Source organism: Ruegeria sp. H7, from assembly GCF_056532945.1.
This window is the reverse complement of sequence record NZ_JBQFNZ010000008.1, coordinates 11239-31896: the sequence shown is the minus strand read 5'-3', so window position 1 is coordinate 31896 and position 20658 is coordinate 11239. Positions and strand designations below refer to the sequence as shown.

Here is a 20658-nt window from a genome sequence, read left to right as displayed (position 1 = left end):
GTGGTTTTCAAGCGCCGAGATCGACGCTCGCCTGTCCAGATCGCATCGGAATTTGTCTATCCGCGTGGCGGTTGGACACGCGCGTTTCACTATGTCAAACACCGCGTCCGTCGCCTGCCGGACTCGCCTGAACGTATTGCACGTGGCATCGCAGCAGGCGTTTTTGCAGCCTTCACACCGTTTTACGGCCTGCATTTCGTCGTAGCTGCCATTGGTGCCCGGCTGATCAACGGCAACATACTGGCCGCCCTAAGCGGCACGTTCTTCGGCAACCCGCTAACCTATGTTCCGATCGGTGTGATCTGCCTGCAGACGGGGCATTTCCTGCTGGGCACCGAATTCGAAAAAAGCGAAACCCGCGGCCTGATGGGCAAATTTGCCGACGCGATGGGGGACCTCAAGAACAATTTCCTCGCGATGTTCACCGACCGCATTGCCGACTGGCACGGTCTGAGCGTTTTCTACCGCGAGGTTTTCTATCCCTACATGATCGGTGGTGTCCTGCCCGGCATTCTGGCTGGGCTGATCTGTGGCTATCTGAGCCTGCCCCTGATCCGCAGCTATCAGAATCGCCGACGCGCCAAAATCAAGGCGAAGTTTGAAGAAATCAAACGTCTGGCCGAAGCAAAGCCTGACGTTTCCGTGCAAAAGGCTCTAGGTTCGGGTCAAACCGTGAAAAAGGAATCGCGTGATGTCTGACAACCACTTGCGTCTTGGTGTAAATATCGACCACGTGGCCACCGTGCGCAACGCGCGTGGCGGGGCCTATCCCGACCCGCTGCGCGCCGCCAAACTGGCCGAAGAGGCCGGGGCCGATGGCATCACCGCCCATTTGCGCGAAGACCGCCGTCATATCTCGGATGCTGATATCGACGGGCTGATGGAGGTTCTGTCGGTGCCTTTGAATTTCGAAATGGCCGCGACGGACGAAATGCAGAAAATCGCCCTGCGCCACAAACCTCATGCCGTTTGCATCGTTCCCGAAAAGCGCGAGGAACGCACCACCGAAGGCGGGCTTGAAGTCGCGCGCGAGGAAAACAAGCTGGCCCATTTCATCGCCCCTCTTCGCGATGTCGGCTGCCGTGTCTCGATCTTCATCGCTGCCGATCAGCGCCAGATCGAGGCTGCTCACCGCATCGGGGCCGAGGTGATCGAACTGCACACCGGCGCCTATTGCGATGCCCATGCCGAAGGTCGCATGGAAGACGCCGCCCGCGAGCTGGAGGCCCTGCGCCAGATGTCCACCTTCGCCCATTCGCTGGGCCTTGAGGTTCACGCGGGCCATGGCCTGACCTACGACACGGTACAACCGGTCGCGGCCTTCCCCGAGGTGCGCGAGTTGAATATCGGCCATTTCCTGATCGGCGAGTCGATCTTTCTGGGCCTGTCTCCTGCTATTACCGAAATGCGCCGCCTGATGGACGAGGCGCGGGCGTGATCACGCCTGGCTTCATAGCCATCTGGTTGGCCTGGCTGATGGCCGGAGGCTCTCCGGGCCCGGCGACCATGGGCATCGCCGGAACCGCCATGAACGAAGGCCGCCGCGCCGGTCTGGTCTTTGCGCTGGGCATCTGCGCGGGCTCTGCTGCCTGGGGCATTGCCGCCGCGCTGGGCCTGTCGGCGATCATGCTGGCCAATGTCTGGGCGTTTGAAGTGATCCGTTATATCGGTGTTGCCTATCTGGGCTGGCTGGCCCTCAAGGCCCTGCGCCGGGCGATGACTTCCGACGAGGTGGCGCTGGGCAATCCGGTCACAGGGTCTCTGCCGACGATCTTTGCAAAAGGAGCGGCGATCCACCTGACGAACCCGAAGGCAATCGTCAGCTGGGGATCGATCTACGCCATCGTCGCGCCGAACGACGCCAGCCTTGCGATGCTGTTGGGTTATTTCGCTATGCTCTACGCAGGCTCACTGCTGATCTTCATCGGCTACGCCTTCCTGTTCTCGTCCGAGCGTATGGTCCGCACCTACCGCCGCGCCCGCCGCTGGTTTGATTTCGCCTTTGCCGGGTTCTTCGGGGTGGCGAGTTACAAGATTTTGACGGTACGGTTGTCGTGATGAAACTACACGAGACAGCAAGCCCATTGAAAACGCTCTTCAAATCTCACGAAGATGTTGGCTTGAACCGTCTCGGCTTTTTGTGCTTCGTCTTCGTCGATCTGATTGGACTGTATCTAATAAAGTGGTGGTTCGAATTCGAATGGCCATTCGCAACCCTTCCACTGGGACTGGCGATGTTTTTGGCTGCCACGTCCTACGGAATGGACAAAGGTATTCGCGGCAAGCCTCTTGGCGATAGCTACAAAAGTTGGATCATCGCCCGTCAGATGGTTCTCACAACTTTGGCGGCGGTGGCGGTGCTGATAACTTTCGCACTCGTTTTCGATGGCCCTTCAGATATCAACGTTCTGAGCAACACGGCCCTGATAGCAGGTGCCGAGTTGGCGCTTTGTATTATCGTTTCATTTTTGCTGTGCCGCTATGCTTTCGTTTTCGGAGTTAAGCGAGGATATTCGACCTTTCTGAAAATGGAAAAGACAAGCCAATGATCCTCGGCATCGGCACAGACCTCGCGAATATCGACCGCATTCAGGGCACGCTCGACCGCTTCGGCGACCGGTTTCGCAACCGCGTCTTCACCGAGATCGAACAGCGCAAGGCCGAGCGCCGCCATGACACCGCCGGAACCTACGCCAAACGCTGGGCCGCGAAAGAGGCATGCTCCAAGGCGTTGGGCACCGGATTGCGCATGGGGATCGCGTGGAAGGATATGGCCGTCACCAATCTGAAAACCGGCCAGCCTGTGATGCACGTGACCGGCTGGGCGGCCGAGCGCCTCAAGGAAATGACCCCCGAAGGGCACGAGGCCATCATCCATGTCACCCTGACGGATGATCATCCTTGGGCCCAAGCCTTTGTGGTGATCGAGGCACGTGTCGTCACAGACCCGGACGCAGCCTTGACTCACCCCCAACCGACCCGCATGTAGCACCCAACAATCCAAAAGACCGGAGAGCAGTATGGCCGAGGAAGCCAAATCAGGTAACGCCGTGTGGGAAACGATCAAAACCATCGTCTACGCCCTGCTGATCGCGGGCGTCTTCCGCACCCTGTTCTTTCAGCCCTTCTGGATTCCGTCCGGCTCGATGAAGCAGACCCTTCTGATCGGGGATTTCCTGTTCGTCAACAAGATGGCCTATGGCTATTCCTATGCGTCCTGCCCCAGCCTGATCATCCCAAGCGTTGGCCTGAACATCGATGCCGAGGATCTCTGTGGCTGGATGCAAGGCGACGACAACAGCCGCATCTGGGCGGGCGAGCCAGACCGTGGCGATGTCATCGTCTTCCGCCACCCGGTCACGGGTCGTGACTATATAAAACGTCTGATCGGCCTGCCCGGCGACCGTATCCAGATGCGTCAGGGGCAGATCATCCTGAACGGTACCCCGGTTCCGCAGCAGCCCGATGGCGTGTTCACCGAAATCGCCGAACCGCAGGGCCCGCAACGCCTGCGCCCGCGCTGCGAAAACGGCCCTGTTGGGATCGGCGGCATCTGTGAAAAAACCCGGTTGATTGAAACCCTGCCCAACGGCGTATCCTACGACGTTCTGAATATCGGCAATCAGGGGTCTGACAACACCGGCATCTATACGGTGCCCGAGGGTCACTATTTCTTCATGGGTGACAACCGCGACAATTCCAGCGACAGCCGCCTTCCGCAATCCGCTGGTGGTGTCGGTTATGTGCCTTACGAAAACCTGATCGGTCGCGCCGACCGGATCATGTTCTCGTCCGCAGGGCGGTCCATGCTGTTCTTCTGGACATGGCGCGGCGATCGCTTCTTCAAGGCGGTCAATTGAAGCTATCGGCCGAGATAAAGGCGTTCCAGCAGCGTTTGGGGTACGAATTCACCAACCCCGAACTGCTGTTGCGCGCGCTGACCCATGGCTCGGTCTCCTCGGCCACGCGACCGGATAACCAACGGCTCGAATTCCTCGGTGACCGGGTTTTGGGTCTTGTGATGGCAACGGCGCTGCTTGAGGCCGACAAGAAGGCCACCGAAGGCCAACTGGCCCCCCGCTTCAACGCGCTGGTCCGCAAAGAGGCCTGTGCCGATGTCGCCCGTCAGATCGATTTGGGCGCGGTCCTGAAACTGGGTCGATCCGAAATGCTGTCAGGTGGTCGTCGCAAACAGGCCCTTCTGGGCGACGCGATGGAGGCGGTGATCGCTGCCATCTACCGCGACGCCGGTTTCGAAGCCGCACGCGATGTGATCCTCGCGCTTTGGGGGGATCGTATCCACACGGTCGAGGCCGACGCCCGCGACGCCAAAACCTCGCTTCAGGAATGGGCTCAGGCACGTGGGCAAAAGCCCCCATCCTATGTCGAAATCAAACGCAGCGGCCCGGATCACGCGCCGGTCTTCACCATCGCCGCCCGCCTGCAGGACGGGACCGAGGCACAAGCCACCGCCGGGTCAAAACGTCAAGCCGAACAAGCCGCCGCCAAAGCTCTGCTCAACGACCTGCCGAAATAACGGCCTAACCCGGATCCGCTCTTCATCTGGCCAAAAATATCTCGGGGGTGAGCCCGGATGAAATCCGGGCGAGGGGGCTGGCCCCCTTCCGGTCGGATTGGCGCAGCCAATTCGACCCTCAAACAACCCGGATAAACCCGGTCAGCCCGGTTTTCTGATGCTCGATCACATGGCAATGAAACGCCCAGTCGCCGGGATTGTCCGCAACCAGCGCAATCTCGACCACCTCATCCTTCAGCAACAACATCGTGTCCGTCATCAGAGGCGGTAATTTGCGCTGGTTCGACGTGAGGGGCACAAAGGCCAGCCCGTGCAGGTGGATCGGATGCAGATTGGGCGATTCATTGCGCAGCCGCAGTACATAGCTTTTGCCCAATTCCAAAGTGGCCAGAGGCCCCACATCCTGCGCCGCGTCGCCCGACCACGGCGTTCGGTTGATCGACCAGAAATTGTAACCCAGTGATCCGCAGAACCCGTTATTCGGCGTCCCACCCTCGGGCGTCCAGCCAAAGACGAACTCATGCACTTCAGCCCGCGTCAGATCTGGTTTGGCAAGCGGATTGGCGGGCAGGGGGCGCAAGTCCCGCAAATCCCGCGCAACCGATCTGCCGATGGCGCGCAGTCTGGCCATGGGGCGTGGCGGGTTTCCCGGCAGTTTTGCCATCAGATCAACAATCTGCCCCTCACCATCCGGCATCGAAACGGCAAAATCGACCCTCTGACCCGGACCAACCAACAAGGGTTCCTCGGCACTGGGCATCGGCAGGTCGACCTCAACCGGATGTCCGTCCCAGGCAATGATCCGCGCTTCGGCCCCGGTCAGGTGCAGCTTGTAGATACGGGTGGTATCGGAATTTAGGACCCGCAACCGCACCAGCCCGCCCGCCACGTGATCGTAGACAGGTTCCGTCAGCCAGTTCGCCGTCGGCACATTTCCGAACGTCCCGGCGCGGGCCGCCCCGCGCGCGGTATAAGCCGGCAGAAACTGATCGTCATCATCCAGCCGAAAATCCCGCAGATTGATCACCTGTTCGCTGTCAAAACCCGGATCGTCCGCCTCGGCAATCACCATGACGCCGGTCAGACCATGGGCCATCTGCTCCATCGTCATGCAATGCGGGTGGTACCAGTATGTGCCCGCATCCGGCGGGGTGAATTCATACTCAAAAACCTCATTCGGCCCAATCGGCATCTGGGTCAGATAAGGCACCCCGTCCATCCCGTTCGGGATACGCAACCCGTGCCAGTGCATCGCGGTGTAATCGGGCAGCGTGTTGCGTACAGACAGCCGCATCACCTCACCCTGTTTGCCATATAGCACCGGGGGCGGCGCATCGGGTGACACGCTGACCATGCCGGTTGTGGTCTGATCGCGCAGGGTAAAACTGGCCGGTTGAATAACCAATTCCTCAGTACCTGACGCGCGCCCGAAACCACCCAGTCCCGCCGCCCCTGCAGCGGCTGCGCTGCCGATTAGAAACTCACGACGTTTCATGTCTTGCCTCTTTGAAAATGGGGATGCCTGGCTGGATCTGGCGCGGCGTGATCCGAAGGTGTCACCGCAAACGCATGGCCGCAATGCGACAAATCCCTCTGGCCCGCGTCGCCATTCTGCTATAGGGGTGCGCACCTGCAAACAGGATCGCCAGAGACATGACCACACGCGCCGGATTTATCGCCCTGATCGGAGAGCCCAACGCAGGCAAATCCACCCTCCTGAACCGTATGGTCGGGGCCAAGGTTTCGATCGTGACGCATAAGGTGCAGACCACCCGCGCGCGCATTCGCGGCGTGGCGATGGAGGGCGACGCGCAGTTGGTCTTTGTCGACACGCCGGGCCTGTTCAAACCCCGCCGCCGTCTGGACCGCGCCATGGTCGCCGCTGCGTGGGGCGGGGCCGCGGATGCCGATGTCGTTGTGCTGATGGTCGAAGCCCATCGTGGGATCACCGAAGGGGTCGAGCGTATCCTTGAGGGGCTGGAGGAGATCGGGCAGGGACGCACTGTTGCGCTGGCGATCAACAAGATCGACAAGGTGCCATCCGAGAAGCTGCTGGCGCTAACCAGCGATCTGAACGGGCGTTATCCGTTTGCCGAAACCTTCATGATTTCCGCCGAAAAGGGTCACGGGGTCGACGACCTGCGCAAATGGCTGGCCTCGGAACTGCCGGAAGGCCCGTGGCTGTATCCCGAAGATCAGATCGCCGATCTGCCCCTGCGCATGATCGCCGCCGAGATGACGCGCGAGAAGCTGACCCTGCGCCTGCATCAGGAACTGCCCTATCAATTGACCGTCGAGACCGAGAACTGGGAAGAGCGTAAGGACGGCTCGGCCAAGATCGATCAGGTCATCTACGTCATGCGCGACGGTCACAAAGGGATTGTTCTGGGCAAACGTGGCGAGACCATCAAGGCCGTCAGTCAGGCCGCACGGGCGGAGCTGGAAGAGTTCCTCGACCGCAAAATCCACCTGTTCCTGCAGGTCAAAGTCCGACCCAATTGGCTTGAGGAATCCGAGCGCTATTCGGAAATGGGTCTGGATTTCAAAGACGGCAACGCATGACCCGTCTGACAGCCGAGTTCTGGGTCCACGCCTATTTGGCACGGCTGCGCTTTCAGGAAATCCCGGCCTTTGTCGTCGCCCATGGAGACAACACCGCCGGGGCAGTACTGATCAAACTGAACACGCTGGACGGTCAGGCCGTCGCGTTCCAGCGCAGCTTTGACCTGATGAGCGGCGAGCGGAAGTGGATTGAACTTTCCTCTGGCCCCGAAAGCGACGTTGACGAGGCCATCCAACGCCAACGCCGCTTTGATCCGGACCTCTGGGTGATCGAGGTCGAAGATCGGCAGGGACGGCATTTGCTCGGGGAAGAGGGGTTGGAATAGCGGGCGGCGCTTCAACCTCTGCTGGGATAGCTGCACAAATCTTCACCATGCATCGCAGATGGTAAGAATTTTGACCCACGATAAACAAAACAATCCATTGCCCGCGGCTGGCTTCCAGTCATGTAGAACGCACCAATGAACTCCATGTCTCTAAAATAGAGGGATGCAGGAAACCCGACCTCTGCCAATGGTCCTATTATGCCGCAATCCCAGCCGGGGTCTCTCAATTGAGCGGCCTTTTCTTCCTGGCTGTCAAAGACACGAACTTCCGGGCCGGCCTGCAATTCGATCATCCAAATGTCGTTTGTCAGGACGATTGAACTGTCTTGGTGCCGGTAAAGATTCAGCTTCCGTGAGAAGTCAGCGATGAGGTATTCTGAGGTGCAAAAGACAGGGTCATCACAGACCACCACCCGACGGTGTTTTTTCCAACTGAGTGAACGTGGTATCGGGGCCTTCTGCACTGCAATAGTCAAACCTTTTACAGACGTTCCTCCGACTTTCCGGTCGGGTGCTTCGAAGGCGACAGAAACTGTAGGGTGGCGAATTGTAGCTATCGTAGCTGCAACGAGGCAGAAGAACGCGACAATTGCGAAGAAAAAGCATCTAATGACTTTCATAGAACAATCCTTGAACTGGAAAAGGTGCGGTAAACGAAGTTGAACGTGCCGGACCAACCTGTGATTGGTATTGAGCAGATTTTCGTATGTTGTTGTGTAGGTTTTCTGCAGTTTAAACGTGTTCGGGACATCTCTGCCTTGTGGCAAGCCGTTATCGCGCCAACCCTGACCCAATGAACGGTCAGCCGAAATGATTTGCGCTGTCCACCGGCCCCGAAAGCGACGTGGACGAGGCCATCCAACGCCAACGCCGCTATGATCCCGACCTCTGGGTGATCGAGGTCGAAGATCGGCAGGGTCGGCATTTGCTAGGGGAAGAGGGGTTGGAATAAGCTTGGCAGTTGGGTCTTTGACGCACCGCTCAAAGCGACTATTTTGATGCAGGATGTGGTTGGGAAAACTGGCCTGATTTTGGAATATCGCAAGACAATGAGGTGTTTGCTTGGCTGAAACGCTTGCGGAGAAACTGGAAAAATCCGAGCTCGGTCACTGGATGCAGCGGTTCGAGGGGTTCATGGTTTTCATCGGGGTCGTTGGTCCTTTTGCCACGCTTCCGCAGTTAATCAAACTCTATTTCACCCACTCGCAGCACGCGACCGGCCAGTCCCTGTTGTCCTGGTCCCTTTATGCTGCGCTGTCGTTTCTGTGGTTTGCCTATGGGTTGGTCGTCGGCAAACTGCCCATCTATGTGGGCAACGGGATTTCGATGGTGCTGAACCTTCTGATGGTGATCGGCATTCTGATCCACGCGGGTATGACCTTCTGAGGCGGGCGTTCAGCCTGCATCGCCAAAATAGACAAAGCTCATTTTGTTCCCGTCCGGGTCGCGCGCGTAAGCGGCATAGAAGTTAGGGCCATACTGAGGCCGGTCACCCGGATCACCTTCGTTCGATCCCCCATTGGCAAGAGCCGCCGCATGCGCCTCGCCCACTTCCGCTTTGCTGTCGCACAGCAGACCAACCATGTTTCCGTTTCCGACTGTCGCCGCCTCTTTGTCAAATGGCGTCGCGACCCACATGGACCCACCGCCCCGCAGTTCATAGCAGACCGCGTGCGGCATATATTCCGCGATGACCTTGCCGCCGATTTTGGGCACAACCGCGTCGTAATAGCTGCGGGCTTTTTCGACATCGTTTGAGCCGATCATGACGTAGTTAAGGGACATCTGCTGAATCCTTACGTTGAGAACATAAAGGGAATAATAAGGGAACATTACTGCGTTAACAGGTTTCACGCAACGTGTTTTTGGCTGCGTGCAAAGCCACCCTGATCCGTTTCTATCTTGAACCTGTAACAGCGTTGAGATTTCCTGCGCACATATCTGATGACCTAACGAGGCCAAACGTGGACTGGCGCGATCACGGCATACTTCTGACCTCTCGCCGCCACGGTGAAACCGCCGCGATTATTGAGGTCTTTACCGAAGCCCACGGACGCCACGCCGGGGTGGTGCGGGGCGGCACCAGCCGCAAGATCGCCCCGATCCTGCAGCCGGGCGCGCAGTTGGACGTGCTGTGGCGCGCTCGGTTGGAAGAGCATATCGGCACATTTCAGGTCGAACCGCTGCGATCCCGCGCGGCGGCAGCGTTTTCGGGGCGGCTGGCATTAGCGGGTCTGAATGCGGTGGTGTCCCTGCTGTCTTTCTGCCTGCCTGAACGCGAACCGCATCCCGCCATCTACAAGCAGACCGAACAGCTTATGGACCTTCTGGGGCAGGACGACATCTGGCCGCTTGCTTATCTGCGGTGGGAGGTGGCATTGCTTGAGGAGTTGGGGTTTGGGCTGGACCTGACCACCTGTGCTGTGACCGGATCCACCGAGGGGTTGGTCTTTGTCTCGCCCAAAACCGGGCGGGCGGTTAGCGCGGCAGGGGCGGGTGACTGGGCGGACCGGTTGTTGCCGCTGCCGCCTTGCCTGCGCGGCGAGGGGGCCGCACCGGATACCGAAATCGTCGATGCCTTGAAAACGACAGGGTATTTCTTGCACCACCGCGTGGCCCCGGCCTTGGGGCACACACCATTGCCCGAAGCGCGGGCAAGGTTTGTGGATCAGCTTACTCGGCGGCTGTGAACACCATCTCGTGCCCGTCGTCGTTGCGCAGGATCAGCACATCGCCGGACACTTCGGATTGGGTCATGGTCAGCAGGGCGGCAAAGTACATGCCTTCCTGCTCAAGCTCGGGGCAGGCGGCGCGTGTGGCGCTCAGGTCCTGGACCTCGAACCACGGGTATGGCGCGTTCAGGCTGCCCTGATAGCTGTTGCAGGGGGCCTGTCCTGCGATCCGCCCCTCTTCCGGGAACTGTAGCAGAGCGTTGGCGGAATAGGGCTGACCATCGATCTCTTGCAGCTTCCAGGTCTGACCGTCTGCGCCATAGGCAGCCACCGTTTCGTCCTGTCGGCATTGAAACAGCCCCATCAGCGGCAGGATCAAGGCATAGCGGATCATTGCAACCTCCTTCGGTCACGGGCCTTTGCAATACGCGTTTAGGCCGCTTCGTTTCAGCTGGTCAAGTCGTTGCGAGCGCTTGTGCGACAGGCGAGAAGGGCGATGCTAGAACGCCAGTTCGCCGCTCAGCAATTGCTCTCGCACCTCCAGCCTTGGACGCCAGTTGTATCTTGTGTCCTCTCGGACGGGCGCCCAGAACAATGCGCCGCTTTGACGCCAGGGGTCCAGGATCAGGCCGTCATACATCGAATCCCCCTTGGCGCTGATCAGGGCCGAATGGTGGATGATCCGAAACTCTGTCGGTGGGGATGTGGCCCAGTGCAGGTCCAGCGTCCGGAAATTCTCCTGCCGCAACCGTGTGGTCATTGCCTGTGCCCAGTCATTGCACAGGCCCTTTTCGCGAAACCCGTTGATGATCTTTGCGTTGTGAATGATCGCAGGGTCGGTGACGTTCCACTCTTGCGCCAGTTGCCGAGAGTAGCTGTAGGAAATCTGCGCCGCCGTACGCGCCTCGACCGGATCGACATTTGGCCCAAGGGACTGAATGGCCTGTGCCAGCGCATCGACATCGGTTTGGCTGGCGATTGGCACGGTCTTTGCGCACCCCGCCAAGGCAAAGGATGCCAAGGTGGCCAAAAGCAAAAAAAGTCGTCTGGTCATTTCGGGTGCCTGTAAACCGTCTTGAGGGTCGTCGGGGCGCTCTAACCGGGTTTTGGGCCAAGTTCAAAGGGGAAGTTCTGACATCGGCGGATCACATCCATTTCCCATTGGTGCGGTACCCTGGATTCAGGCAAAACGGTCAACGAAAGAAAAAGACCCGGCGCAAAGGCCGGGTCAGTTGGGGAAACAGGAGTGCCGAATTCGGTCAGCCGAGCAGACGTCGTGCGATGACCTGTGCCTGAATTTCGGCGGCTCCCTCGAAAATATTCAGAATGCGTGCGTCGCATAGGACGCGGCTGATCTTGTATTCCAGTGCAAAGCCGTTGCCGCCGTGGATTTGCAACCCATTGTCGGCAGCAGCCCAGGCGACACGCGCGCCCAGCAGCTTGGCCATGCCCGCCTCAAGATCGCAGCGGTGACCATGATCCTTTTCCCATGCCGAGAAATAGGTCAACTGGCGCGCGATCATGATCTCGACCGCCATCATCGCCAGCTTGCCCGACACGCGCGGGAAATTGATCAGCGACTTGCCAAACTGCTTGCGGTCCTGTGCGTATTGCATGGCGATATCCAGAGCGCTTTGGGCGACGCCAATGGCGCGGGCAGCAGTCTGGATGCGGGCGGATTCAAACGTCTCCATCAGCTGTTTGAAGCCTTTGCCCTCTTCGCCGCCCAGCAGGTTTTCACCCTTGACCTTGAAGCCGTCAAAGCCCAGCTCGTATTCCTTCATGCCGCGATAGCCCAGCACCTCGATCTCGCCGCCGGTCATGCCGGGGGTGGGGAAGGGGGTGTCATCCGTGCCGGGGGTTTTCTCGGCCAGGAACATGGACAGGCCACGGTGATCGGTGGTGTCAGGATCGGTGCGCGCCAGCAGGGTCATGACATGGGTGCGGGCCGCATGGGTGATCCAGGTCTTGTTGCCGGTGATCTCATAATCACCTTCGGCATTCTTGACCGCGCGGGTGCGCAAGCTGCCAAGGTCCGAGCCGGTATTGGGTTCCGTGAAGACGGCGGTGGGCAGAATCTCGGCGCTGGCCAGTTTGGGCAGCCAGTTGGCCTTTTGCTCATCCGTACCGCCCGCCAGGATCAACTCGGCCGCGATCTCGGACCGGGTACCCAACGAGCCGACGCCGATATAGCCGCGCGACAGTTCCTCGGACACGACGCACATCGACGCTTTGGACAGACCGAAGCCGCCGAACTCTTCGGGGATGGTCAGGCCGAACACGCCCATTTCGGCCAGTTCCTCGATGATTTCCATCGGGATCAATTCGTCCTTGAGGTGCCAGTCATGGGCGTTCGGCTCGACCTTTTCGACCGCGTAGCGGCGGAACTGGTCGCGGATCATTTCAAGCTCTTCATCAAGGCCCGAAGCTCCGAACATGGCAGAACCGGCTTGCGCCTCCATCAGCTCGACCAGCCGCGTCCGAGCGGCTTGCGAGTTGGCCTGCGCCATCAGAGTTTGAATTTCGGAACTTTGGAAGCTGGACAGCGCGTCCCAGCCAAGGCCCAGATCCTGCAGGCGCACAAGCTCGCTCTGGTTCATTGGGATGCCGCCCGCGACCTGATGCAGGTATTCCCCAAAGGCGATCTGGTGCAGCAATTGCTCGATTTCGCCGAACTTGCCGTTTGCGTCCAACGCTTCGGCCCAGCGCTGCATCTGCTTCAACGACTGGTAGTAGGTGGCCAGCCAGGCCAGCCCATGGGCGGCGGTCTGGTTGGCTTCGATCAGGGCGCCAGACACGCGACCGTCGGATGTCACCATCTCGCGAACCGAATTGCGCGCCTTCTCGAAAACGGCTTCGACAGCCGGGACGGCCTGCCGGGTCAAGGTCAGAAGATCGGGCAAAATCGCGTGTGTGGTCATCTGGGTCATATCCTGTCCGTCATGGGCCATGAATCGTGTCCTTTTCTGGGTCGTCTGGTCATATCATTTTGCACATGCAGCGCAACAAAAATACGTATTACGTGGCGATAAAGTTCGAAAATTTCCCGATCGTTTTGCAGTGCAGAATGGGTCCATTTGGGGAATTAGCGGCAAATCCGTTGATTTCCACAGGGCCGGGCCGGGGTCAAATTGGGGGTATTTGTCGCAGGCCCGAGGCGTCAACCGTCTGGCGATGGCAGCGCCTCAGCGCCGTTTGTCGGCAAAGCGAAAGGCGAAATAGAGCCCGAGCATCAGGAAGAACAGGCCCGAGATGTCGCCGATCAAAAAGGCGATATACTCGACCGTCGCGCTGCCAAAGGCCAGATTGGTCAGGCCCGAGACCAAAAAAGATGTGACGATCCCAACGCCCATCACGCAAATCCAGCAGGGCTTTTTGTCGGAGCGTGGGAACAGGTCCCATCCGGCCCATTTCAGCAGGTAGAAGACGAACGGAACGGTCGTGACAGCGATTGCCATCGCCATCAGGCGGCTGGGCAGGAAAACATCCGTTCCCCCCAGAAAGGCGAAGACCAGAAAAACGCCGGGCAGCAGAGCAAAGATCGCGCGCCAGCCCAACAGCCAGGCGGAAAGCACGCGCACGCCATGGGGCAGGAACAGCAGGCTGGCCCGGCTTGGGTATTCCGGAAAGAACATGTTCTGAAGCGGCATCAGAACCTCGAAGGTGAGGAACGACGCGACCACATAGGCCAAAGAGGCAAAGAAGGTTTCAGAGGCCCACTTGCGCACCGGAACTAGCCACCGATGCGCCCAAGGCCCAGCTTATCTGGGCGCATGTACGATATAACGTCCCCGGTTGGCATTGCCGCTTTGCGACAGATAGCCTTTTTCGACCAGAGATTTCAGCGCGCGGAAAAATGTCGGGCGCGAGACGCTCTGAACCAATGTGTGTTCGATCAGACCAAAGGTGCGAACCTCCTGATCGGCCTTGGAAAGTTCCTCGGCGGCGTAGTAGATGTCACGCTCAACCGGGGATAGCTTTTCCAGCCCCAGCGTTCGCTCCATGCTTTGCATCAGCTTGCGCAGTTCGGTCAGTTTCGAGATTTCGGTCATAATTCTTACCTGTCTTTGTCCGTGCCAAACGCCGTCCAGTCACGACGGTTCAGAACACGCTGATCGCGAGATATGTCAGCAAGTCCCATATTGACACTCATCCCCATGCCAGTAGACTACCAGTCTGATTAGGTTGCCCAATTTGCCGAGGTGAGTGTGCTGGCTTAGGCAACCCAAAGGTCTTTTAAGTTTCGGCCCGGTGCAAATGCGCCGGGTCTTTTCGGTTTAATGACCCAAATCCCTATCCCAACCAGGCATTCAGAACAATAAATTTGTTCGTGAGGTGCGTCAGATGCAACTTTGGGTTGATCATCAGTGGATTCGCAAGCGCAGAAAAAAGGGGCGCGGACGCCCCTTAATCCGGATCAGCCGATTGCGACGGCTTTGATGTCCTCGTCGATGAAGGGGACATATTGTTCGAAGTTTTCGGCAAACATCTGCACCAGCTTTGCGGCCTGCTTGTCGAACGCTTCCTGATCATCCCAGGTGCGGCGCGGATCCAGCAGAACCTCAGCGACGCCGGGCACTGTGACCGGGACGTCAAAGCCAAAGTTGGCATCCTTGCGGAACTCGGCGTCGCGCAGCGAGCCTTCCAGAGCCGCGGTCAACAGCGCGCGGGTCGCGCGGATCGGCATCCGGCTGCCAACGCCATAGGCCCCACCGGTCCAGCCGGTATTCACCAGCCAGCAGGTCGCGCCATGCTGGGCGATCTTGTCGCGCAGCAGGTTGCCATAGGCCTCGGGGCGGCGCGGCATGAAGGGCGCGCCGAAACAAGTCGAGAAGGTCGGCTGCGGCTCGGTCACGCCACGTTCGGTGCCCGCCACCTTCGAGGTGAAGCCCGAGAGGAAGTGATACATCGCCTGCGCCGGTGTCAGCCGCGCGATCGGAGGCAGAACGCCGAAGGCATCGCATGTCAGCATGATGATGTTCTTCGGATGCCCGCCCAGCGCGGTTTTCGACGCGTTCGAGATGTATTCCAGCGGATAGGCGCAGCGCATGTTCGCGGTCAGCGAATCGTCGTCGAAATCCAGCTCTTTGGTTTCGGGATCGAAGACCATATTCTCGATGACGGTGCCGAACTTGCTGGTCGTCGCGTAGATTTCCGGCTCGGCCTCGGCGCTGAGGTTGATGGTCTTGGCATAGCAGCCACCTTCGAAGTTGAACGTGCCGCGATCCGACCAGCCGTGTTCGTCATCCCCGATCAGGATCCGCGACGGGTCTGCCGACAGAGTTGTCTTGCCGGTGCCCGACAGGCCGAAGAACACGGCAGTATCCACCGGGTTGCCAACCGCGTGGTTGGCCGAGCAGTGCATCGGCATCACGCCTTTTTCCGGCAGCATGTAGTTCAGCAGGGTGAAGACGGATTTCTTGTTCTCGCCTGCATATTCCGTGCCACCGATCAGGATCAGCTTGCGGTCGAAGTTCATTGCAATCACGGTATCGCTGCGGCAGTCGTGCTTGGCCGGGTCGGCCTGGAAGCTGGGGCAGTTGATGACAGTGAAATCTGCGATGAACTCGTCCAGATCCTCACGATCCGGGCGACGCAGCAGGTGGCGGATGAACAGGTTGTGCCAGGCCAGTTCGGTCACCATGCGCACATTGATCGAATAGGCCGGATCGGCCCCGCCGACGAGATCCTGCACGAAATAGTCACGACCCTTCATATGCTCGACCATGTCGTCATAAAGGGCGTCGAAACCTTCCGGGCTCATCGCCGCGTTGTTTTCCCACCAGATGCTGTCGGCCACACTGTCGGTCTTGACGACGTGTTTGTCCTTGGGCGAACGGCCGGTGAATTTACCGGTGGTGACCAGGAAGGCCCCGCCATTGCCAAGGGTGCCTTCGCCCCGCTTTAGGGCCTCTTCGAGCAGCGCCGGTTCCATGAAGTTGTAATAGACATTGCCCAGACCCTCGATGCCCTGATCTTCGAGGCGGAATTGCGGGTTAACCCGTCCAGATGTCATGCGTATCTTCTCCTGTGCGGCGCGGCGGCGGTTGGCCGGGTGCGCTCTTGGGGCATTTTGCCGGGACATACCGGCCGATGGGCGGGTCTTATCACGGTCGTTTGGGGCATGAACAGGACGGTTTGGCGCAGTTAGCGCAACCAAGTTAAAGTTTAGCGCCACCAAAGATTTCCTGTCGGAAAACCGGGCAGCATTTTGCGGGCAGCAAGGCATTTTTGCCTCATAGCTGCCGCAACAATGGCACGATTCGCAGTTACGCATTGATTCGGCGCATCAAAAACGCCAACAATGCCTTACAAAAAAGCGTATTATTGCGTAAGTGAGCAGGAATAGGGGTAAGCCCGATGTCAAAGATTGCACTGGTGGATGACGATAGAAACATTCTGACGTCCGTATCCATGACGCTCGAGGCCGAAGGGTTCGAGGTTGAAACTTACAATGACGGTCAGGCCGCGCTGGACGCGTTTAACAAAAAGCTGCCGGACATGGCCGTACTAGATATCAAGATGCCGCGCATGGATGGCATGGATCTGTTGCAGCGCCTGCGCCAAAAGACGCAGATGCCGGTGATCTTCCTGACCTCGAAAGACGATGAGATTGACGAGGTTCTGGGTCTGCGTATGGGTGCGGACGACTACGTGAAAAAGCCGTTCTCGCAGCGTCTGCTGGTCGAGCGCATTCGCGCGTTGCTGCGGCGGCAAGAGGCAACCAGCGGTGACGCTTCGGCCGCCAACACCGGCGATACCAAAGTGATGGAACGCGGCGACCTGCGGATGGATCCGCTGCGCCATGCGGTCACCTGGAAGGGGACGGATGTGTCCCTGACCGTGACCGAGTTCCTGTTGCTGCAGGCGCTGGCGCAACGTCCGGGTTTTGTCAAAAGCCGGGATCAGTTGATGGATGTGGCCTATGACGATCAGGTCTATGTGGACGACCGCACCATCGACAGCCACATCAAGCGGCTGCGCAAGAAGATGCGTGCTGCTGATCCCGAGTTTTCGGCTATCGAAACCCTTTATGGTATCGGGTACAGATACAACGAAGAATAGGCGCGGCCATCTACAAGGGGTAATGGGGTTCCGTGCGCGACACCGAACAAGCCAATGAATTGCGCGACGGTGATGTCGTTCTTGGGGATGACTGGGTCATCCCGCAAGACCCCGATTCTGCAGAGCTAAGCGCAAAACGATCCCGCAGAAACCTGTTTTCACTGCGCGGCTCGCCTCTGGCCCGCAAGATCATCACGTTCAATCTGATTGCCCTTGTGATCCTTGTCACGGGGCTGCTTTACCTGGATGACTCGCGATCCGAGCAGGTGCAGCAGACCGCGCGCAACCTGATCGGAGACGCGCATCTTGTCAGCAACGTGTTCGAGACGCAGCTGCGGCAGGGCGCGGTGCAATCATCACGCGATGCGGCCCAGCTTGATGTGAAAGACACGCTGTCCGGCCTTCGCCTGCCCGAAGGGGGAGAGGTGTTTGTCTACGACTCCCGCGGTACCCTGATCGGCTGGACCCGCGGCGCGCCACAGGCATCTGACATGCCCATCCTGTTGCGATCGGACGCGGATATGCAGACCGGAGGCACCGTCATCAGCGATGCACTCAACGCGGTCTGGACGGGTCTGTCGCGGGTTTTCAACTGGTCGTCCGACTCCGAAGCACCGACGCTGGCGCAGCAGGTTCAGGCCATAGTCCCACAAGCTTTGGCGGGTCAAAATCAGGTAAAGGCAGTGCAGGATGACGCGGGCGACACTGTGATCGTGGCCGCGGCACCTATTCTCTACGAAGGCATCCCGGCCGGTGCTGTCGCAATATCCGGCCCTGCCGGTGAGATTGACGCGCTGGCTAGGCGCGAGCAGGAGCGCATTTTGCAGATGTTTGTCGTCGCCCTGCTGGTCTCAGTCGGTCTGAGCCTTGTTCTGGCTTCGACCATTGCCAACCCGCTGGCCGACCTCGCCTCGGCGGCGGAAATGGGCAAGGATCGGGGTACGGGCGTCAATCCGGGGCGTATCCGCATCCCGGACCTCAGCGCGCGCCCGGATGAAATCGGTCGGCTCAGCCGTGCGTTGCGTGGGATGGTCACTGCGCTCTACAACCGGATCGATGCGAACGAACAATTTGCCGCCGATGTCGCGCATGAGATCAAGAACCCTCTGGCCAGTCTGCAATCTGCTGTCGGCACACTACGCATGGTCAAACGCGATGATCAGCGCGAAAAATTGCTTGGTGTGATCGAGCATGATGTGAAGCGGCTGGATCGGCTGGTCAGCGACATCTCGAATGCTTCGCGTTTGGATGCGGAACTGGTCAAGGAAGAAGAACAACCTTTTGACCTGCTCAAGCTGCTGGGCAATATCGGGCAGTTTCTGGGTGAGGATGCCCGCGCGAAGGGGATCGACTATATCACTGACCTGCCGTCGGATCCGATTGTGATCAACGGGCTTGAGGCGCGATTGGCACAGGTCTTCGTCAACTTGATCACCAATGCGATTTCCTTCTGCGAAGAAAGCGACGCCATCCGGGTCTGGGTCCGCCAGCGCGACAATCGCGTGCTTGTGGTGGTCGAAGATACCGGCCCCGGCATCCCGGAACAGGCCCTGACCAAAATCTTCAAACGGTTCTATTCGCAACGCCCGGCTGAGCATTTCGGCAACAACTCGGGCCTTGGGCTGGCGATCTCGAAACAGATTGTCGAGGCGCATGGCGGTGTGATCTGGGCCGAAAACATCCGCCCGACCGAAGCGGACGTCACCTCGGACCCGCTGGGCGCCCGTTTTGTGGTGGGGCTGCCTGTCTGAGGTCATGACTATTCCGTCCCTGACAAATGCGGTGAACCGGGACAGCGCCCGCGTTCACGCCAGTTGCGTCGCCTCAGGTGGCCACGGCCTGCTGATTGTGGGCGCATCAGGGGCCGGAAAGTCGTCGCTGGCGTTGCAGATGATGGCTCTGGGCGCGGTGCTAGTCGGCGATGATCGCATTGATCTGGCGATGCGCGACGATCAAATCATTGCCTCCGCAGTCCCCGAAATCGCGGGTCTGATCGAGGCACGCGGGATTGGCCTGCTTCGTGCGCAACCTACGGAGCCTGTGCCGCTGCGCTTTGTCCTCGACCTTGACCAATCCGAACCCGCACGCCTGCCAGAACCCGTCACGACCCCGTTGCTGAGGCAAACTGTTCCCTTGCTTCGCGGCGCGGGCGTGCCCAATTTGGCACCAGCCCTGATGCAACTTCTTAGAATGGGACGCGTAGACCCGGAATGGCCGAACAAATGACAGCGCAAAAGCGAATCGTTCTGGTGACCGGACCATCGGGCGCGGGCCGCTCGACCGCCATTCACGTGCTGGAAGATCTGGGGTTCGAAGCGATTGACAACCTGCCCATGGGCCTGCTGGCGCGTCTGCTTGAAGGCGCCGAGCCTGACCGGCCCATGGCGCTGGGTATCGACGCGCGCAACCGCGATTTCTCGACCATAGGATTTATCGAACTGGCCGCAAAGCTGGGCCGGATGACGCAGGTGGATCTGACGGTTCTGTACCTTGATTGCAGCGACGAAGTCCTGCTGCGCCGCTTTTCGGAAACCCGCAGGCGTCACCCCGTCGCCCAGGATGCAGGGCCGGAAACCGGTGTGCGGCGCGAGAAAGAGCTGCTGGCCCCCATCCGCGAGATTGCCGACACCCTGATCGACACCAGCACCCTGAACGTGCATCAGCTGCGCGAAGAGGTCGAGCGCTGGTTTGCCCCCCAGGGCGGGCGGCATCTGGCGGTATCAATCGAATCCTTCTCGTATAAACGCGGCCTGCCACGCGGGTTGGATATGGTCTTTGACTGCCGATTTCTCGCCAACCCCTATTGGCGGCCCGAATTGCGGTCCGAGGATGGTCGAAACCCGGATGTGGCGCGCTATGTCCAGTCAGATGCTAATTACGCGCCGTTCTTTGACCGCGTCATAGATCTGCTGAACCTGCTGCTGCCAGCCTTCCGCGCCGAAGGCAAAGCGCACCTGTCTGTGGCCTTCGGTTGCACCGGTGGCCAGCACAGATCGGTGGCGATGGCGGAAGCGGTTGCAAAGGCCCTTGCGGAAGGGGGGCAGCAGGTGGCAATTAGGCACCGCGAGATGGAACGTCGATCGTTGAATGTGAGGCCGGATTGATCGGGATTGTGATCGTAGCGCATGGGGGCTTGGCTCAGGAGTATCTGGCCGCCATGCAGCATGTGGTCGGGCCGCAGCCCGGCCTGAAAGCCATTGCGATCGAGGCCGATCATGACCGTGACGAAAAACAGGCTGAAATCTGTCGCGCCGCGGATGAAGTGGACCTTGGCGACGGCGTTGTGATCGTCACGGATCTGTTCGGCGGCAGCCCCTCGAATCTCAGCCTGCGGGCCTGTGCCCCTCAGGATCGCCGAATCCTTTATGGGGCCAACCTGCCCATGCTGATCAAATTGGCCAAAAGCCGCCACCTGCCGGTCCCTGATGCCGTGCGGCAGGCAATGGAGGCTGGACGCAAGTACATCAATGCGCAAAATGTGACATTGGATTAAGAC

25 protein-coding genes and 1 pseudogene are annotated in these 20658 nt (G+C 59.3%); 17 read left to right on the top strand and 9 right to left on the bottom strand.

From position 1 onward, the window contains the following. From ACR0AC_RS16530 to rnc, 7 genes are read left to right on the top strand one after another with little or no spacing between them, the layout of a single operon-like run. The gene (locus ACR0AC_RS16530; protein WP_170454657.1) at nucleotides 1–699 is read left to right on the top strand and encodes a DUF2062 domain-containing protein; all 699 of its coding nucleotides are present in this window, start codon (nucleotides 1–3) and stop codon (nucleotides 697–699) included. After that, nucleotides 692–1438: a pyridoxine 5'-phosphate synthase gene (locus tag ACR0AC_RS16525; RefSeq protein WP_170454654.1), complete on the top strand. Its 747-nt coding sequence runs from the start codon at nucleotides 692–694 to the stop codon at nucleotides 1436–1438. Before ACR0AC_RS16530 ends, ACR0AC_RS16525 begins: the two co-directional genes overlap by 8 nt. Beyond that, the gene (locus ACR0AC_RS16520; RefSeq protein WP_170454652.1) at nucleotides 1435–2058 is read left to right on the top strand and encodes a LysE family translocator; all 624 of its coding nucleotides are present in this window, start codon (nucleotides 1435–1437) and stop codon (nucleotides 2056–2058) included. Before ACR0AC_RS16525 ends, ACR0AC_RS16520 begins: the two co-directional genes overlap by 4 nt. Then, nucleotides 2058–2549, top strand: coding sequence for a hypothetical protein (locus ACR0AC_RS16515; protein ID WP_170624239.1), 492 nt, complete (start codon nucleotides 2058–2060; stop codon nucleotides 2547–2549). Before ACR0AC_RS16520 ends, ACR0AC_RS16515 begins: the two co-directional genes overlap by 1 nt. Then, nucleotides 2546–2989, top strand: coding sequence for a holo-ACP synthase (acpS, locus tag ACR0AC_RS16510; protein ID WP_170454649.1), 444 nt, complete (start codon nucleotides 2546–2548; stop codon nucleotides 2987–2989). Before ACR0AC_RS16515 ends, acpS begins: the two co-directional genes overlap by 4 nt. Before the next feature lie 31 nt (nucleotides 2990–3020). Further along, nucleotides 3021–3860, top strand: coding sequence for a signal peptidase I (lepB, locus tag ACR0AC_RS16505; RefSeq protein WP_170624236.1), 840 nt, complete (start codon nucleotides 3021–3023; stop codon nucleotides 3858–3860). Beyond that, complete coding sequence (gene rnc, locus ACR0AC_RS16500) at nucleotides 3857–4537, top strand: ribonuclease III (protein WP_170455037.1); 681 nt, start codon at nucleotides 3857–3859, stop codon at nucleotides 4535–4537. Before lepB ends, rnc begins: the two co-directional genes overlap by 4 nt. 118 nt (nucleotides 4538–4655) lie before the next feature. Here rnc and ACR0AC_RS16495 read toward each other — a convergent pair whose 3' ends face one another. Next, the gene (locus ACR0AC_RS16495; RefSeq protein ID WP_170624234.1) at nucleotides 4656–6032 is read right to left on the bottom strand and encodes a multicopper oxidase family protein; all 1377 of its coding nucleotides are present in this window, start codon (nucleotides 6030–6032) and stop codon (nucleotides 4656–4658) included. Between the two features lie 158 nt (nucleotides 6033–6190). Here ACR0AC_RS16495 and era point away from each other — a divergent pair, with 158 nt between their 5' ends. Both era and ACR0AC_RS16485 read left to right on the top strand, forming a co-directional pair. Then, nucleotides 6191–7099, top strand: a complete 909-nt coding sequence (gene era, locus ACR0AC_RS16490) for a GTPase Era (protein WP_170737666.1) — start codon at nucleotides 6191–6193, stop codon at nucleotides 7097–7099. Further along, nucleotides 7096–7425, top strand: coding sequence for a DUF1491 family protein (locus ACR0AC_RS16485; protein ID WP_170624229.1), 330 nt, complete (start codon nucleotides 7096–7098; stop codon nucleotides 7423–7425). Before era ends, ACR0AC_RS16485 begins: the two co-directional genes overlap by 4 nt. An 11-nt stretch (nucleotides 7426–7436) precedes the next feature. On the opposite strand, the gene ACR0AC_RS16480 is transcribed toward ACR0AC_RS16485, so the two are convergent. Next, nucleotides 7437–8045, bottom strand: a complete 609-nt coding sequence (locus ACR0AC_RS16480) for a hypothetical protein (protein ID WP_480874875.1) — start codon at nucleotides 8043–8045, stop codon at nucleotides 7437–7439. Nucleotides 8046–8245: 200 nt separating this feature from the next. On the opposite strand from ACR0AC_RS16480, the pseudogene ACR0AC_RS16475 reads away from it, so the two are divergent. Continuing rightward, nucleotides 8246–8377, top strand: a pseudogene (locus tag ACR0AC_RS16475) (DUF1491 family protein); the annotation flags it as partial. A 110-nt stretch (nucleotides 8378–8487) separates the two neighbouring features. Then, nucleotides 8488–8811 carry a SemiSWEET transporter gene (locus tag ACR0AC_RS16470; RefSeq protein ID WP_170454640.1) on the top strand — a complete coding sequence of 108 codons (324 nt, stop codon included), beginning with the start codon at nucleotides 8488–8490 and terminating at the stop codon, nucleotides 8809–8811. A gap of 9 nt (nucleotides 8812–8820) precedes the next feature. Here the strand turns inward: ACR0AC_RS16470 and ACR0AC_RS16465 are convergent, their stop codons facing one another. Then, complete coding sequence (locus ACR0AC_RS16465; protein ID WP_170737674.1) at nucleotides 8821–9210, bottom strand: VOC family protein; 390 nt, start codon at nucleotides 9208–9210, stop codon at nucleotides 8821–8823. Between the two features lie 179 nt (nucleotides 9211–9389). Here ACR0AC_RS16465 and recO point away from each other — a divergent pair, with 179 nt between their 5' ends. Further along, the gene (recO, locus tag ACR0AC_RS16460) at nucleotides 9390–10115 is read left to right on the top strand and encodes a DNA repair protein RecO (protein WP_480874871.1); all 726 of its coding nucleotides are present in this window, start codon (nucleotides 9390–9392) and stop codon (nucleotides 10113–10115) included. Here recO and ACR0AC_RS16455 read toward each other — a convergent pair. The 6 genes from ACR0AC_RS16455 to ACR0AC_RS16430 form a co-directional block, all read right to left on the bottom strand. After that, nucleotides 10099–10491, bottom strand: a complete 393-nt coding sequence (locus tag ACR0AC_RS16455; RefSeq protein WP_480874868.1) for an META domain-containing protein — start codon at nucleotides 10489–10491, stop codon at nucleotides 10099–10101. The two genes, recO and ACR0AC_RS16455, sit on opposite strands and share 17 nt — an antisense overlap. Nucleotides 10492–10596: 105 nt before the next feature. Then, nucleotides 10597–11151 carry a hypothetical protein gene (locus tag ACR0AC_RS16450; RefSeq protein WP_480874865.1) on the bottom strand — a complete coding sequence of 185 codons (555 nt, stop codon included), beginning with the start codon at nucleotides 11149–11151 and terminating at the stop codon, nucleotides 10597–10599. 205 nt (nucleotides 11152–11356) lie between these two features. Further along, nucleotides 11357–13048 carry an acyl-CoA dehydrogenase family protein gene (locus tag ACR0AC_RS16445; RefSeq protein WP_480874862.1) on the bottom strand — a complete coding sequence of 564 codons (1692 nt, stop codon included), beginning with the start codon at nucleotides 13046–13048 and terminating at the stop codon, nucleotides 11357–11359. Nucleotides 13049–13282: 234 nt separating this feature from the next. Continuing rightward, nucleotides 13283–13825, bottom strand: a complete 543-nt coding sequence (locus ACR0AC_RS16440) for a hypothetical protein (protein ID WP_480781558.1) — start codon at nucleotides 13823–13825, stop codon at nucleotides 13283–13285. A 33-nt stretch (nucleotides 13826–13858) separates the two neighbouring features. Next, on the bottom strand, nucleotides 13859–14149 hold the full coding sequence (locus tag ACR0AC_RS16435) for a hypothetical protein (protein WP_170454629.1): 291 nt from the start codon (nucleotides 14147–14149) through the stop codon (nucleotides 13859–13861). A 365-nt stretch (nucleotides 14150–14514) separates the two neighbouring features. Beyond that, nucleotides 14515–16113, bottom strand: a complete 1599-nt coding sequence (locus ACR0AC_RS16430; RefSeq protein WP_170454627.1) for a phosphoenolpyruvate carboxykinase — start codon at nucleotides 16111–16113, stop codon at nucleotides 14515–14517. Nucleotides 16114–16457: 344 nt separating this feature from the next. Here ACR0AC_RS16430 and ACR0AC_RS16425 point away from each other — a divergent pair, with 344 nt between their 5' ends. Genes ACR0AC_RS16425 through ACR0AC_RS16405 form a run of 5 tightly spaced genes read left to right on the top strand, consistent with a single transcriptional unit; the run spans nucleotide 16458 to nucleotide 20655 of the window. Further along, nucleotides 16458–17162 (top strand): response regulator transcription factor, encoded by a 705-nt coding sequence (locus ACR0AC_RS16425; protein WP_170454625.1) that lies wholly within the window; start codon nucleotides 16458–16460, stop codon nucleotides 17160–17162. Between the two features lie 32 nt (nucleotides 17163–17194). Then, nucleotides 17195–18913 carry an ATP-binding protein gene (locus tag ACR0AC_RS16420; RefSeq protein ID WP_170454623.1) on the top strand — a complete coding sequence of 573 codons (1719 nt, stop codon included), beginning with the start codon at nucleotides 17195–17197 and terminating at the stop codon, nucleotides 18911–18913. 4 nt (nucleotides 18914–18917) lie between these two features. After that, on the top strand, nucleotides 18918–19388 hold the full coding sequence (locus ACR0AC_RS16415; protein ID WP_170454621.1) for an HPr kinase/phosphatase C-terminal domain-containing protein: 471 nt from the start codon (nucleotides 18918–18920) through the stop codon (nucleotides 19386–19388). Next, nucleotides 19373–20266 carry an RNase adapter RapZ gene (gene rapZ, locus ACR0AC_RS16410; protein WP_480874855.1) on the top strand — a complete coding sequence of 298 codons (894 nt, stop codon included), beginning with the start codon at nucleotides 19373–19375 and terminating at the stop codon, nucleotides 20264–20266. The genes ACR0AC_RS16415 and rapZ overlap by 16 nt, the downstream gene beginning before the upstream one ends. Then, a complete protein-coding gene (locus ACR0AC_RS16405; protein WP_170454617.1) occupies nucleotides 20263–20655 on the top strand; it encodes a PTS sugar transporter subunit IIA domain-containing protein in 393 nt (130 codons plus the stop codon). The genes rapZ and ACR0AC_RS16405 overlap by 4 nt, the downstream gene beginning before the upstream one ends. The last annotated feature ends 3 nt before the right edge of the window (nucleotides 20656–20658 follow it).

Bases quoted from the DNA above. Each gene is read 5' to 3' on its own strand.
- ACR0AC_RS16525 (WP_170454654.1), top strand. From the start codon at position 692: ATGTCTGACAACCACTTGCGTCTTGGTGTAAATATCGACCACGTGGCC.
- ACR0AC_RS16515 (WP_170624239.1), top strand. From the start codon at position 2,058: ATGAAACTACACGAGACAGCAAGCCCATTGAAAACGCTCTTCAAATCT.
- acpS (WP_170454649.1), top strand. From the start codon at position 2,546: ATGATCCTCGGCATCGGCACAGACCTCGCGAATATCGACCGCATTCAG.
- lepB (WP_170624236.1), top strand. From the start codon at position 3,021: ATGGCCGAGGAAGCCAAATCAGGTAACGCCGTGTGGGAAACGATCAAA.
- ACR0AC_RS16495 (WP_170624234.1), bottom strand. From the start codon at position 6,032: ATGAAACGTCGTGAGTTTCTAATCGGCAGCGCAGCCGCTGCAGGGGCG.
- era (WP_170737666.1), top strand. From the start codon at position 6,191: ATGACCACACGCGCCGGATTTATCGCCCTGATCGGAGAGCCCAACGCA.
- ACR0AC_RS16485 (WP_170624229.1), top strand. From the start codon at position 7,096: ATGACCCGTCTGACAGCCGAGTTCTGGGTCCACGCCTATTTGGCACGG.
- ACR0AC_RS16480 (WP_480874875.1), bottom strand. From the start codon at position 8,045: ATGAAAGTCATTAGATGCTTTTTCTTCGCAATTGTCGCGTTCTTCTGC.
- ACR0AC_RS16465 (WP_170737674.1), bottom strand. From the start codon at position 9,210: ATGTCCCTTAACTACGTCATGATCGGCTCAAACGATGTCGAAAAAGCC.
- ACR0AC_RS16455 (WP_480874868.1), bottom strand. From the start codon at position 10,491: ATGATCCGCTATGCCTTGATCCTGCCGCTGATGGGGCTGTTTCAATGC.
- ACR0AC_RS16450 (WP_480874865.1), bottom strand. From the start codon at position 11,151: ATGACCAGACGACTTTTTTTGCTTTTGGCCACCTTGGCATCCTTTGCC.
- ACR0AC_RS16445 (WP_480874862.1), bottom strand. From the start codon at position 13,048: ATGGCCCATGACGGACAGGATATGACCCAGATGACCACACACGCGATT.
- ACR0AC_RS16435 (WP_170454629.1), bottom strand. From the start codon at position 14,149: ATGACCGAAATCTCGAAACTGACCGAACTGCGCAAGCTGATGCAAAGC.
- ACR0AC_RS16430 (WP_170454627.1), bottom strand. From the start codon at position 16,113: ATGACATCTGGACGGGTTAACCCGCAATTCCGCCTCGAAGATCAGGGC.
- ACR0AC_RS16425 (WP_170454625.1), top strand. From the start codon at position 16,458: ATGTCAAAGATTGCACTGGTGGATGACGATAGAAACATTCTGACGTCC.
- ACR0AC_RS16415 (WP_170454621.1), top strand. From the start codon at position 18,918: ATGACTATTCCGTCCCTGACAAATGCGGTGAACCGGGACAGCGCCCGC.
- rapZ (WP_480874855.1), top strand. From the start codon at position 19,373: ATGGCCGAACAAATGACAGCGCAAAAGCGAATCGTTCTGGTGACCGGA.